The organism is Streptococcus sp. HMSC034E12, from assembly GCF_001835915.1.
GTDB lineage: Bacteria > Bacillota > Bacilli > Lactobacillales > Streptococcaceae > Streptococcus > Streptococcus vaginalis.
Genome location: NZ_KV826461.1, coordinates 44,994 through 55,928, shown reverse-complemented (window position 1 = coordinate 55,928; position 10,935 = coordinate 44,994). Strand labels below are relative to the sequence as shown.

The following is a 10,935-nucleotide window of genomic DNA, read 5'->3' as shown; positions in this document are numbered from 1 at the left end:
ATATTTTTTGTCTAACTTTTTGGGGGCAGTACATGATTGTTCCAGCTTTTTTGCTTATCTTGAACGTTGTTTTCCAGCGTTACGATTTTTCTTTTTATTTTGTTTTCTATTTTCAATAACGGCCTGTGCTTGAGGTGTTACATCTTTTTTACGACCAGAATTTTTAATGGCTTTAGGCGGATTATTTTTATATTCTTCAGCTACGCGTTTTCTGAGTTGAGGACGGATGTAATGATTGATAATCAATTGTTGGATAATCATGATGAAACCACCGACTACCCAGTAAAGTGTAACACCTGCTGGAGCTGTGAACGAGAAGATGACAATCATGAGCGGGCTCATGTACATCATTTTCTTCATTTGCTCTTTTTGAACCTCATCAACGCCGACAAGGGTCAAAGCAGATTGAATGAAATACAAAATTCCGACAATAATGGTGAGAAGAATGCTGGCTTTTCCGAGTGGAATTCCTAGGAAGACACTCTTAGCTACTCCTTCAGTGTATTGAGCAGAGAAATAAAGGGCAGAGAAAAATGGTAATTGAATCAGGAGAGGAAGACATCCGATACCTCCGAGCATATTGACACCATTTTCTTTTTGAGCAGCCATGAGAGCTTGCTGAGCAGCCAGTTTTTCTTCTTGTGTTTCAGCGTTCTTCATGCGTTCTTGGATAGGTTCAAAAATAGGCTTCAAATAATTCATCTTTTCTGATTGGTAAGTTGATTTCCAAGACTGATAAAGTCCAAGCGGAAGGATAATCAAGCGGACAATCAAAGTAACAATGATGATGGCAACACCAAAACCAAGCCCCATATTATTAGCAAAATACTGAATGGCAAGGCTCATTGGTCTTCCGATAATATCCCAGACCAATCCAACAGGCTTACCATTTTTGACTTGTACACATCCTGAGAGTAGCAGAAGCATAGACAGCCCTAACCCTGAGAATAAAATACGATTTAATTTTTTCACGTGTTTGTTTCCTTTTTCTAAAAAATAATACCTTTCTATTCTACTGTTTTTTTTCTAAATATACAATAGTTCTTGAGACCTAATTTGCAATTTTAAAATCTGAATAGGAATCAAAATTAGCCATTGTGACATCTAAATAGCTGACTTTTGAAAATGGCGTTGGTCCTTTGCGGATTTCTTGGATAAATTTTGCCATGAGGGCAGAATTCTTCGCTTGTGCTAAAATCTCTACAGTTCCGTCTTCATTATTCCAGACACGACCGGTGATACCACCGATTTCTTTGGCAAGTGTGTAAACACCCCAACGAAAGCCGACACCTTGCACACGACCTTGCGCAATCATTCTTACTTTTTGCATGTGAGCCTCCTTTTTGTGATATAATAGTTCTATGAATATTATAACCTCAAAAGCTAATAATGTGGTAAAAAATACTAAAAAATTACTTCAAAAAAAATATCGAAAAGATTCTTATTTGATTGAAGGCTGGCATTTATTTGAAGAAGCAGTCAATGCACAAGCTAAAATTCGGCATATCTTTGTTTTAGAAGAATTTGTCAACAGAGTGCAGGATTTTCCTCAAGTTCATGTAGTGACGGCAGAAATTTTGGCGGATTTGGCTGATTCCAAAACACCGCAGGGCATCGTGGCAGAAATTGCTTTTGAAAAACAGATGCTTCCTTCCGTTCTCAAAGGGAAATATCTTTTTTTAGAAGATGTGCAAGATCCGGGGAATGTGGGCACGATTATCCGAACAGCTGATGCGGCTGGCTATGATGGGGTGTTTATTTCGCAGCATTCAGCAGATATTTACAATCTGAAAACTCTGCGTTCCATGCAAGGCAGCCATTTTCATTTGCCTATTTATCGAGTAAAAACAGCAGATTTTCTTGACCTTGCTAAACAAGTACAATTTCCGATATTGGCAACGACACTTTCAAAAGATTCGATGGATTATCGGGAGTTAGCACCACTGTCGGATTTTGCTCTTGTGTTGGGAAATGAAGGTCAGGGGATTAGTTCTGAAATGGCAGAAGCAGCTGATTACCTCATTCATATTTCGATGAAAGGACGAGCTGAGAGTTTAAATGTCGCCGTTGCAGCAGGAATTCTCATCTTTTCTTTAAGTTAAAATTTAGAAATATATTTATAATTTGAAGCACATGGAGGTGGTTCTATGCTTTATAAAGAAGATAAAGAGTATATGGATCATGTTGGACAATTGATTGCTCAACCACGCGTCCAGAAATTAAAAACCATAACACATCACATTTATTCCAACCGTTTGGAACATTCGATTCATGTTAGTTATACGAGTTATAAAATTGCTAAGAAATTAGGTTGGGATGCAAAAAGTACCGCGCGTGGAGGTCTTCTGCACGATATGTTTTACTATGATTGGCGGGAAACGAAATTTAATAAAAGCCATGCTTGGGTACACCCTCGTTTAGCAGTACGAAATGCACGCAAAGTGACCAGGCTGAATAAAGTTGAAGAAGATATTATTGTTAAGCATATGTGGGGAGCAACATTGGCACCACCGCGGTATAAAGAGGCTTATATTGTCACCATGGTGGATAAATACTGGGCAATTAAGGAAGCAATGGCGCCAGTTCGGAAAAGAATGGCTAAAAGAAGACTTTTCCACAGAAAAATGTTAAAATCATAACATATAACAATAAAGGAGAGAGCTTATGAACAATACAATTATTCAAGAAAATAGTGGTATCAATAGTTTTTACGCTAAAGTTTATTCATTAGTCGGTATGGGGATTGGCATTTCTGCCCTTGTCTCGGCTTTGATGTTAACAATATTTCAAGATGTGATTTATTCAGTAATAATGGCGAATAGTTGGATTTTTTACTTAGCTATTTTTGCTGAGTTGGTTCTTGTCTGGGTAGCTTCAGGAATGTCTGCCAAAAACAATCCAGCTGCATTGCCAACTTTTCTAGTTTATTCGGCTTTAAATGGCTTTACGATTAGTTTAGTGTTGGCTCTTTACACACAAGCAACGGTTTTAGCAGCCTTCATTACCTCGTCAGCGATGTTTTTTGCTATGGCATTGATTGGGAAATTTACCAAAAAAGATCTTTCTGGTCTGGGCAGATCCTTTATAGCAGGTCTGATTGGAGTTATCATCGCTAGTTTGGTGAATATTTTCCTTAGAAGTTCTGGACTAGATTTCATCATTAGCATTATTAGTGTGATTATCTTCTCTGGATTGATTGCTTGGGATAATCAAAGAATTCGCTATGTCTATGAGCAATCAGGCGGAAATGTAGCAGCTGGTTGGGCAGTTTCACTCGCCTTAAGCCTTTACCTTGATTTTATCAATCTGTTCCTCAGCATTCTTCGTATTTTTGGAAGAGATAATTAAAAGCAAGAATTAGAAGTTGGACTGGTTTCAGCTTCTTTTTTTATGATATAATAAAGCAAATGAAAAGAAAGTATGAGACTAGTTATGAATGAACCTTATATCAGTCGTGAAAAATTAGCTGAAATCACAGCTCAATTTCCAACACCATTTCATTTGTATGATGAGAAAGGTATTCGTGCAACAGCTCGTGCGCTTCAGAAAGCCTTTTCTTGGAATCAAGGATTTAAAGAGTATTTTGCAGTGAAGGCAACTCCGAATCCGACTATTTTGAAAATCTTGAAAGAAGAAGGCTGTGGAGTAGATTGTGCCAGCTATGTAGAACTTTTGATGAGCCAAAAAGTAGGTTTTTCAGGAAATGACATGATGTTTTTGTCCAATGACACGCCTGCAAAAGAAATGCAATTTGCGCGTGAATTGGGAGCTACTATCAATCTTGATGCTTATGAAGATGTTGCATTTTTACAGGAAGTGGCGAGCATTCCAGAAATTATTTCTTGCCGCTATAACCCAGGCGGTGTATTTGAGTTGGGAACAGATATTATGGATTCTCCAGAAGAAGCCAAATTCGGGATGACCAAAGAACAACTCATCCAAGCATTTAAAGATTTAAAAAATTTGGGCGTTAAAAAATTTGGGATTCATGCCTTATTAGCTTCTAATACTGTTACGAATCATTATTATCCTGAATTAGCCCGTCAGCTATTTGAATTAGCCGTTGAGGTCGTAGCTGAGACCAATGTGGACCTGGATTTTATCAATCTTTCAGGCGGAGTAGGCGTTCCTTATCGTCCAGAAGAAAAAGCAAATGACATTTTAGCGATTGGGCAAGGAGTTCGCCGAGTTTATGAGGAAATTTTAACACCTGCAGGTTTAGGAAAGGTTAAAATTTTTACGGAACTGGGACGTTTTATGCTGGCCCCTCATGGATTATTGGTGACGAAAGTATTGCATAAAAAGAAGACTTATCGCACTTACATTGGTGTAGATGCTTCAGCAGTGAACCTGCTGCGTCCTGCTATGTATGGCGCTTATCATCATATTACAAATATGGATCACCCAGACGGACCGACAGAAATAGTGGATGTGGTCGGCAGTCTTTGTGAAAACAATGATAAATTTGCCATTCAGCGCGAACTGCCGATTGCCAATATTGGGGATACCTTAGTGATTCACGATACAGGAGCACATGGTTTTTCAATGGGCCATCAGTACAATGCTAAACTTCGTTCAGCTGAAATTTTACTGGAAGAAGACGGCGGTGTACGAATGATTCGGCGTGCTGAAATACCAGAGGACTACTTCGCAACTTTGTATGGCTTTGATTTTGAAAAATAGACAATTTTTGATATAATAAGAAGATGTAAAAAGGGAAAAGAGGATTACATATTTATGAATTTACTATTAGCTATTTTGTTGATTATTGTGGCTTTTTTTGGTGGCATGCTCGCTGGAATGTATCTAGTTCGCAAACAAATTGAAAAAGAATTTGCAGACAATCCACGTTTGAATATTGATGCGGTTCGTACGATGCTATCTGCAAATGGACAAAAGCCAAATGAAGCAAAGGTACAACAAGTGTATCGTCAAATTAAAAATCAACAAAAAGCAGCACTTGAAAATGCTAAAAAGAAAAAATAAGCTGTTAAAACAGTATAAAATTTGATTTTTAAAGAGATAAATGAATGGGGATTTGGGACTTGCACCCAGTCCCTTCTTTAGAAAGAAGAACTTATGGATAATCGACCAATTGGTTTTTTAGACTCAGGAGTGGGCGGTTTGACAGTTGTTCGTGAATTGATGCGGCAGCTTCCACATGAGGAAGTGATTTATATCGGTGATTCTGCACGTGCGCCTTATGGTCCCAGACCAGCAGATCAGATTCGCGAGTATACATGGCAATTAGTGCAATTTCTCTTAACTAAAAATGTCAAAATGATTGTTCTCGCCTGCAATACAGCTACTGCTGTGGTTTGGGAAGAAATCAAAGAAAAATTGGATATTCCAGTTTTGGGAGTGATTTTACCGGGAGCTAGCGCAGCAATTAAAGCCTCTCAACATGGGACGATTGGCATTATTGGAACGCCAATGACGATTCAATCAGATATTTATCGGCAAAAAATCGAACGTCTTTTACCAGAAGTGGAGGTGACAAGTCTTTCTTGTCCCAAGTTTGTCCCACTGGTAGAGTCTAACGAGCTGTCGTCTAGCATTACGAAAAAAGTGGTCTATGAGAGCTTGATGCCGCTAAAAGGCAGGGTAGATACTTTAGTGTTAGGCTGTACGCATTATCCTTTGCTAAAACCAATCATTCAAAATGTAATGGGACCAACAGTGAAACTGATTGATAGTGGAGCAGAATGCGTGCGGGACATTTCTGTTTTGCTCAATTATTTTGAAATCAATCACAGCAGAGAAGGAGAACTTCCTCAACACCGCTTTTTTACAACAGCAAATGCGAAAAGTTTTGCTGAAATTGCAGAAACGTGGCTAAATAAAGAAATAAATGTGGAGCATGTGACCTTATGAGTAGCAAAATTTATGAGTATAAAGATACCCAAGATTGGTATGTTGGAGAATGGTCTCCCTATGGTGGTGGATTCTATTTTAAAGACGTCGTTTCAGAAGAATTGAGTCGCATGGAAGAAGGGCTCCGTCAATTAGTAGTTGAAGAGCAGTCTTTTTCTGTTGCAGTGATTCAATATAACTCCATAATGTCTTTTGTTCAATTTGTCCTGCAAATGATTAATGAAAATCAAGATTCACAGTTTCAGGCGCAATTTCATAAAGGTGCTATTCTGATTACGGAAAAAGGACAGTTAGTTTTAGTGCATTTGCCTAAAAATGGGATTCAGCTGAATGATTTCTTTTCTCAGAAAAACTTGTCAGGTTTGACAGTCGGAGATACGATTTTAGTCGCTACTCGCAATGAAGGAAAAACTGCTGAATTTCGTAAAATATTTGAAAAATTAGGCTACAAAATTGAAAACCTGAATGACTACCCTGATTTGCCAGAGGTAGCAGAAACTGGAATGACTTTTGAAGAAAATGCTCGTTTGAAAGCAGAGACCATTTCTAAGCTGACTGGCAAAATGGTATTGGCGGATGACTCAGGCTTAAAAGTGGATGCACTAGGTGGTCTTCCTGGAGTTTGGTCTGCTCGCTTTGCTGGAAATGATGCAACAGACTTAGAAAACAATGCAAAATTGCTACATGAATTGGCAATGGTTTTCGACTTGAAAGACCGCTCTGCACAGTTTCATACAACTCTTGTGGTGGCAAGTCCTGACAAAGGAAGTCTGGTCGTAGAGGCTGACTGGTCAGGCTATATCAATTTTGAGCCGAAAGGTGAAAATGGATTTGGCTATGATCCTTTATTTTTAGTAGGTGAAACAGGCAAAACATCTGCAGAATTAACAATGGAAGAAAAAAACGCTCAATCACATCGAGCTCAAGCAGTTCAAAAATTAGTGGAGGTATTTCCAACATGGCAAAACAAACCATCATCGTAATGAGTGATTCTCATGGAGATCGTGCTATTGTAGAAGAGATAAAGACCTATTATCTCGGAAAAGTAGATGCTATTTTTCATAATGGTGATTCTGAATTGCCAAGTGATGATGAAGTATGGCAAGGGATTTACGTTGTAGCTGGGAACATGGATTTCTATGATGGTTATCCAGATCGCTTAGTGACAGACTTAAACGGCACGATTATCGCGCAAACTCACGGACATCTTCAACAGATCAATTTTGGTTTTCAAAAATTGGACTTCTGGGCACAAGAGGTAAATGCAGATATTTGTTTGTATGGGCATTTACATATTCCAGATGCGTGGATGGAAGGAAAAACACTCTTTTTAAATCCAGGTTCTATCAGCCGACCGCGAGGTGTTATCAATGAGCGACTTTATGCTAAGGTAGAGATTAGTGATGATGCATTTCAAGTGAACTATTATACGCGTCAACACGAACTGTATTCTCGCCTATCAAAGGAGTTTACTCGATGATTGCCAAAGAATTTGAAAATTTTCTCTTACAGCAAGAAGATACTTTTTTAACACCGGCAGAAAACTTAGCTGTCTTGATTGATACTCACAATGCTGATCATGCTATTTTGTTGTTGAGTCAGATGACCTATTCGCGAGTACCCGTTGTGACAGATCAGAAAAAGTTTGTTGGAACTATTTCGCTGACAGATATCTTGTCTTACCAAATGCAGCATGAAATCCCTGATGAGGAATTTATGACAACGGATATTGTTCACATGGCGAAAAAAGATGACCTGACAGTCGGTCCGGATTTTACATTGACAGAAGTGCTGCATAAGTTAGTAGATGAGTCCTTCTTGCCAGTCGTTGATCAGGACAATACATTTCAAGGAATTATTACACGCAAATCTATCCTAAAAGCAGTTAATGCTCTTTTGCATAGTTTTGCGAATGAATACGAGATTCATCCAAAATGAAAGAAGAAATAACAACCTTTTTAGAAGGAAAAAATTTATCTGACAATTCAAAAACAGCTTATTTTTATGATTTGGAGCAGTTCGTAGATGTGACCCATGCAAAAATTACAGAGACCAATCTGCGGATTTACCAAGCTTCTATCGCTGACTTTAAACCTTCTGTTCAGAAACGAAAATTATCTGCTATCAATCAATTTTTGCATTATTTATATAAGCAACGATTGATTTCAGATTTTTATCGTTTGGAGTTGCCAAAAGTGGGAATCCCGAAAGAACACGATGCGGAAATTTTGGATTTGTCTGATTTTTATGCAGATACAAATCAATACAACGGTCGCTTGATTGCGCTTCTCATTTTAGAAATGGGGCTTTTACCAAGCGAAATTTTGCAGTTGAAAGTAGCAGATGTCAATCTGGATTTTCAGATTATTCGCATTGAGAAAGCAGGTCAAAAGCGTATTGTGCCCATTCCAGACCAATTGATTGGAGAATTGGAAACAACTCTGGAAGGAACTTACTTGTTAGAAAAGAATGGAAAAAGCTATTCGCGGCAATGGGGCTTTCGTCAATTAGAGGCTTTTTTGATTGAAAAAAATCAAGCTACTTTATCAGCTCAGGGTTTGCGGGAGCAATATATTTTACGCCAGCGAGAAAAAGGCGTAGAAATATATGAAATTGCGCGCAATTTAGGCTTGAAAACAATGATGACGTTGGAAAAATACAGATAATGGACATAAAAATTAAAGATTTTGAAGGCCCATTGGACTTATTGCTTCATTTGGTGTCAAGATACCAAATGGATATCTATGATGTGCCGATTACAGAGGTTATTGAGCAATATCTGGCTTACGTAGCGACGCTTCAAGCTATGAAGTTAGAAGTGACGGGTGAATACATGGTAATGGCAAGTCAGCTCATGTTGATTAAAAGCCGAAAACTCTTACCCAAAGTAGCTGATAGCTTAGAAACTGAAGAAGATTTGGAGCAAGATTTGCTTTCTCAAATTGAGGAATATCGGAAGTTCAAATTATTAGGTGAGAAAATGGCTGAGCAACATGAAGAACGAGCTCTTTATTATTCCAAACCTAAAATTGAATTGGTGTATGAAGGTGCAACATTGCTCCATGATAAGACAACGATTGATTTATTTTTGGCTTTTTCTAAATTGATGACGCAAAAAAGAGAAGAATTTGCTCAAAGTCATACAACGATTGTCAAAGATGAATATAAAATCGAAGACATGATGGATGTGATACGTGAACGCTGTTATTCTCAAGAAAAAATTGCTCTGCAAGCCATTTTTTCAGAAACAAAAGATATGAATGAAGTGATTACCTTATTTTTAGCGACATTGGAATTAGTAAAAGTTCAGGAAATTCAAGTGATACAAGAAGAAAATTTTGGGAATATTTATCTAATAGGAAAAAGAAATGAGTAAGTTAGCAGAGATTGAAGCCCTGCTCTTTGTGGCGGGCGAGGACGGCTTGCGTGTCCGTCAACTGGCAGAGCTCCTCTCTATGCCTCCTACGGGAGTGACACAGAGTTTGGAGAAATTGGCAGAAAAGTATCAAAAAGATGAAGATTCAAGTCTTGCCTTGTTAGAGACGTCGAATACTTATAAAATTGTTACCAAGCAAGATTTTGCTGAATTGTTGCGGAAATATTCAAAAGCCCCGATCAATCAAAGTTTATCAAGAGCTGCCTTGGAAACTTTGTCCATTATTGCTTATAAGCAGCCTATTACGAGAATGGAAGTGGATGAGATTCGTGGGGTCAATTCTAGTGGTGCGATTTCAAAGTTGCAGATATTTGACTTGATTCGTGAAAATGGAAAAAAAGAAGTGCTAGGGCGCCCAAATCTTTATGTGACAACGGATTATTTTTTGGATTATATGGGAATTAATAGCTTAGAAGAATTGCCAATAGTAGAAGAGACAGAGTTAATAGCAGAAGAAAGTCAGCTATTTACTGAAAGGATAGAGGATGAGAATCAATAAATATATTGCCCATGCTGGGATTGCGAGCCGTAGAAAGGCAGAAGAGTTGATAAAACAAGGGCTTGTCACTGTGAATGGACAAGTTGTTCGTGAGTTGGCGACGACGATTAAGTCAGGTGATCGTGTTGAGGTCAGTGGTCAGCCAATTTACAATGAAGAAAAAGTGTACTATCTCTTAAACAAGCCTCGCGGTGTCATTTCTAGCGTGACAGATGATAAAGGTCGTCCAACGGTAGTTGATTTGTTGCCAAATGTCACAGAGAGAATCTATCCAGTTGGTCGACTTGATTGGGATACGTCAGGTGCTTTGATTTTGACAAATGATGGCGATTTTACAGATGAGATGATTCATCCGCGAAATGAAATTGATAAGGTCTATGTAGCTCGTGTCAAGGGAATGGCTGATAAAGAAGTTCTCCGTCCCTTGACCAAAGGTGTGGAAGTTGATGGCAAAAAAACCAAACCAGCGGTTTACGAAATTCTGAAAGTAGACCCGGTTAAGAATCGTTCGGTTGTTCAGTTGACCATTCATGAAGGACGAAATCACCAAGTGAAAAAGATGTTTGAAGCTGTTGGCTTGCAAGTAGATAAACTTTCTCGTACGCAATTTGGTCATTTGAATTTAACTGGTCTTCGTCCGGGTGAAGCTCGCCGTCTCAATAAAAAAGAGGTCAGCCAGTTACATAACCTAGCTGTGACGAAGAAAAAATGATGAAAAAAATCTTTATCGAACCAGTGCGTTTTTATCAAAAGTTTATCTCGCCAGCCTTTCCACCCTCTTGTCGCTATCAGCCTACTTGCTCAAATTACATGATTCAAGCGATTGAAAAGCACGGTGCTAAAGGTGTCTTAATGGGAATTGCACGTATTTTGCGTTGTCATCCTTGGGCAGAAGGAGGAGATGATCCTGTACCAGATGTTTTTAGTTTGAAGCGCAATTATGCAGAAGACAAAGAAAGAGGTTGAGACGCATCCTCTATAAAGTGGTCAACCAGAGATTCTTTATAAAATACTATAACTTAATAGTACAAATAAGAAAAACGGACAATTTTGACATTCTAACTAACAGAAAATCAAAATTGCTCGTTTTTTGTATTTCTCGCTGGCCTTTTGTTGCTGGTTCATC

General features: G+C 38.4%; 16 protein-coding genes. 14 read left to right on the top strand and 2 right to left on the bottom strand.

Features of this window, described 5'->3' with window-relative positions:
• Positions 1 to 54: 54 nt before the first annotated feature.
• Entirely contained in the window at positions 55 to 972 is a 918-nt protein-coding gene (yidC, locus tag HMPREF2574_RS08170) for a membrane protein insertase YidC (RefSeq protein ID WP_024051484.1), read from the bottom strand.
• A gap of 79 nt (positions 973 to 1,051) precedes the next feature.
• Entirely contained in the window at positions 1,052 to 1,330 is a 279-nt protein-coding gene (locus HMPREF2574_RS08165; protein ID WP_022526596.1) for an acylphosphatase, read from the bottom strand.
• 31 nt (positions 1,331 to 1,361) lie between these two features.
• Here HMPREF2574_RS08165 and HMPREF2574_RS08160 point away from each other — a divergent pair, with 31 nt between their 5' ends.
• From HMPREF2574_RS08160 to yidD, 14 genes are all read left to right on the top strand, one after another.
• Positions 1,362 to 2,102, top strand: coding sequence for a TrmH family RNA methyltransferase (locus HMPREF2574_RS08160; RefSeq protein WP_070812430.1), 741 nt, complete (start codon positions 1,362 to 1,364; stop codon positions 2,100 to 2,102).
• 45 nt (positions 2,103 to 2,147) lie between these two features.
• Positions 2,148 to 2,639: an HDIG domain-containing metalloprotein gene (locus HMPREF2574_RS08155; protein WP_024051486.1), complete on the top strand. Its 492-nt coding sequence runs from the start codon at positions 2,148 to 2,150 to the stop codon at positions 2,637 to 2,639.
• A 25-nt stretch (positions 2,640 to 2,664) separates the two neighbouring features.
• Entirely contained in the window at positions 2,665 to 3,348 is a 684-nt protein-coding gene (locus HMPREF2574_RS08150; protein ID WP_003023624.1) for a Bax inhibitor-1/YccA family protein, read from the top strand.
• An 84-nt stretch (positions 3,349 to 3,432) separates the two neighbouring features.
• Positions 3,433 to 4,683 (top strand): diaminopimelate decarboxylase, encoded by a 1,251-nt coding sequence (locus HMPREF2574_RS08145; protein ID WP_070812429.1) that lies wholly within the window; start codon positions 3,433 to 3,435, stop codon positions 4,681 to 4,683.
• 54 nt (positions 4,684 to 4,737) lie between these two features.
• Positions 4,738 to 4,986 carry a YneF family protein gene (locus HMPREF2574_RS08140; RefSeq protein ID WP_003031614.1) on the top strand — a complete coding sequence of 83 codons (249 nt, stop codon included), beginning with the start codon at positions 4,738 to 4,740 and terminating at the stop codon, positions 4,984 to 4,986.
• Positions 4,987 to 5,079: 93 nt separating this feature from the next.
• Positions 5,080 to 5,874: a glutamate racemase gene (gene racE, locus HMPREF2574_RS08135; RefSeq protein ID WP_024051489.1), complete on the top strand. Its 795-nt coding sequence runs from the start codon at positions 5,080 to 5,082 to the stop codon at positions 5,872 to 5,874.
• Positions 5,871 to 6,857: a nucleoside-triphosphate diphosphatase gene (locus HMPREF2574_RS08130; protein ID WP_070812428.1), complete on the top strand. Its 987-nt coding sequence runs from the start codon at positions 5,871 to 5,873 to the stop codon at positions 6,855 to 6,857. The genes racE and HMPREF2574_RS08130 overlap by 4 nt, the downstream gene beginning before the upstream one ends.
• Entirely contained in the window at positions 6,833 to 7,354 is a 522-nt protein-coding gene (locus tag HMPREF2574_RS08125; protein ID WP_070812427.1) for a metallophosphoesterase, read from the top strand. The genes HMPREF2574_RS08130 and HMPREF2574_RS08125 overlap by 25 nt, the downstream gene beginning before the upstream one ends.
• Complete coding sequence (gene cbpB / locus HMPREF2574_RS08120) at positions 7,351 to 7,812, top strand: cyclic-di-AMP-binding protein CbpB (RefSeq protein ID WP_024051492.1); 462 nt, start codon at positions 7,351 to 7,353, stop codon at positions 7,810 to 7,812. The genes HMPREF2574_RS08125 and cbpB overlap by 4 nt, the downstream gene beginning before the upstream one ends.
• Entirely contained in the window at positions 7,809 to 8,540 is a 732-nt protein-coding gene (xerD, locus tag HMPREF2574_RS08115; RefSeq protein WP_024051493.1) for a site-specific tyrosine recombinase XerD, read from the top strand. The genes cbpB and xerD overlap by 4 nt, the downstream gene beginning before the upstream one ends.
• A complete protein-coding gene (locus HMPREF2574_RS08110; protein ID WP_024051494.1) occupies positions 8,540 to 9,250 on the top strand; it encodes a segregation/condensation protein A in 711 nt (236 codons plus the stop codon). Before xerD ends, HMPREF2574_RS08110 begins: the two co-directional genes overlap by 1 nt.
• On the top strand, positions 9,243 to 9,809 hold the full coding sequence (scpB, locus tag HMPREF2574_RS08105; RefSeq protein WP_024051495.1) for an SMC-Scp complex subunit ScpB: 567 nt from the start codon (positions 9,243 to 9,245) through the stop codon (positions 9,807 to 9,809). The genes HMPREF2574_RS08110 and scpB overlap by 8 nt, the downstream gene beginning before the upstream one ends.
• Positions 9,796 to 10,521 (top strand): pseudouridine synthase, encoded by a 726-nt coding sequence (locus HMPREF2574_RS08100; protein ID WP_024051496.1) that lies wholly within the window; start codon positions 9,796 to 9,798, stop codon positions 10,519 to 10,521. The genes scpB and HMPREF2574_RS08100 overlap by 14 nt, the downstream gene beginning before the upstream one ends.
• On the top strand, positions 10,521 to 10,775 hold the full coding sequence (yidD, locus tag HMPREF2574_RS08095) for a membrane protein insertion efficiency factor YidD (protein ID WP_042753912.1): 255 nt from the start codon (positions 10,521 to 10,523) through the stop codon (positions 10,773 to 10,775). The genes HMPREF2574_RS08100 and yidD overlap by 1 nt, the downstream gene beginning before the upstream one ends.
• The last annotated feature ends 160 nt before the right edge of the window (positions 10,776 to 10,935 follow it).

Coding starts and splice junctions, on each gene's coding strand:
- HMPREF2574_RS08165 (WP_022526596.1), bottom strand. CDS start 1,330: ATGCAAAAAGTAAGAATGATTGCGCAAGGTCGTGTGCAAGGTGTCGGC.
- HMPREF2574_RS08160 (WP_070812430.1), top strand. CDS start 1,362: ATGAATATTATAACCTCAAAAGCTAATAATGTGGTAAAAAATACTAAA.
- HMPREF2574_RS08155 (WP_024051486.1), top strand. CDS start 2,148: ATGCTTTATAAAGAAGATAAAGAGTATATGGATCATGTTGGACAATTG.
- HMPREF2574_RS08150 (WP_003023624.1), top strand. CDS start 2,665: ATGAACAATACAATTATTCAAGAAAATAGTGGTATCAATAGTTTTTAC.
- HMPREF2574_RS08145 (WP_070812429.1), top strand. CDS start 3,433: ATGAATGAACCTTATATCAGTCGTGAAAAATTAGCTGAAATCACAGCT.
- HMPREF2574_RS08140 (WP_003031614.1), top strand. CDS start 4,738: ATGAATTTACTATTAGCTATTTTGTTGATTATTGTGGCTTTTTTTGGT.
- racE (WP_024051489.1), top strand. CDS start 5,080: ATGGATAATCGACCAATTGGTTTTTTAGACTCAGGAGTGGGCGGTTTG.
- HMPREF2574_RS08130 (WP_070812428.1), top strand. CDS start 5,871: ATGAGTAGCAAAATTTATGAGTATAAAGATACCCAAGATTGGTATGTT.
- HMPREF2574_RS08125 (WP_070812427.1), top strand. CDS start 6,833: ATGGCAAAACAAACCATCATCGTAATGAGTGATTCTCATGGAGATCGT.
- cbpB (WP_024051492.1), top strand. CDS start 7,351: ATGATTGCCAAAGAATTTGAAAATTTTCTCTTACAGCAAGAAGATACT.
- xerD (WP_024051493.1), top strand. CDS start 7,809: ATGAAAGAAGAAATAACAACCTTTTTAGAAGGAAAAAATTTATCTGAC.
- HMPREF2574_RS08110 (WP_024051494.1), top strand. CDS start 8,540: ATGGACATAAAAATTAAAGATTTTGAAGGCCCATTGGACTTATTGCTT.
- scpB (WP_024051495.1), top strand. CDS start 9,243: ATGAGTAAGTTAGCAGAGATTGAAGCCCTGCTCTTTGTGGCGGGCGAG.
- HMPREF2574_RS08100 (WP_024051496.1), top strand. CDS start 9,796: ATGAGAATCAATAAATATATTGCCCATGCTGGGATTGCGAGCCGTAGA.
- yidD (WP_042753912.1), top strand. CDS start 10,521: ATGAAAAAAATCTTTATCGAACCAGTGCGTTTTTATCAAAAGTTTATC.